Consider the following 903-nt stretch of genomic DNA (forward strand, 5'->3'; position numbering starts at 1 on the left):
ACTGTCGGCCACAACATAGTGCGGCTTCAGGCCAAAGCGGCGTTCCGTTCGATCGATCATGGTGCGCGATGCGCCGACTTCAGCCTGTCGAATGGCGCGTGTTGCCTCGACATCGAGAATGACACCGTGGTCGGTGTCGATCAGATAGTTCGTGGCGTAGGCGAAGAAAGCGTGGCCCTTATGGGCACCGGTCCATTGGGCTGCCGGGTCTGACGGGGAAATGAACTTCGGCGTCACCGGCGAAGCCGCTCCAAAAGCTGCATCATCCAGCACGGCCAGATATTCCTTAACCGAGCGGCCCGCATTGTACTTCGCCTCTTGCGCATTCCATTCTGCGCCAGATACCGAACGCTGTTTGTTGGCATCCGCGGCAATCAGGCTGGCATCGACGGCAAAGCCTTCAGCACCGACAAGACCCTGTGTCAGGCAGCGCTCCACTACCATCTCGAACAGATGGCGAAGGATATCGCTTTGCCGGAAACGTCCATGGCGATTCTTCGAGAAGCTGGAATGGTCCGGTACCTTGCCGTCCAGTCCAAGCCGGCAGAACAGACGGTAGGCGAGATTGAGATGAACTTCCTCGCACAGCCTTCGCTCTGAACGGATGCCCATGCTGTAGCCGATGATCAGCATCCGCATCATCAGTTCTGGATCAATCGAGGGCCGACCCGTGCTGCTGTAGTAGGGCTTCAACTGCACGCGGACGCTATCGAGGTCCAGGTGGTTGTCGATCCGGCGCAGAAGATGATCGGCTGGCACGTGCTCGTCGAGACTGAAATCGTAGAAGAGCTGCGCCGGAGCCGCCTGAAATCCCATCATCCTCTGATCCCCGTCAAATCACTCAGAGGATTGAATCATGCGTCCCAAGCACCTGCAATGGCGAGTTTTTCAACGGTATCGGCC

Annotated in this window: 1 protein-coding gene; it reads right to left on the reverse strand. The window is 57.8% G+C overall.

Annotated features, from left to right (window positions below):
* Positions 1 to 819: transposase (locus N181_RS11080; RefSeq protein ID WP_162267708.1), on the reverse strand; the 819-nt coding region annotated here is incomplete at its 3' end.
* Positions 820 to 903 lie beyond the last annotated feature (84 nt).

Source organism: Sinorhizobium fredii USDA 205 (genome assembly GCF_001461695.1).
GTDB lineage: Bacteria > Pseudomonadota > Alphaproteobacteria > Rhizobiales > Rhizobiaceae > Sinorhizobium > Sinorhizobium fredii.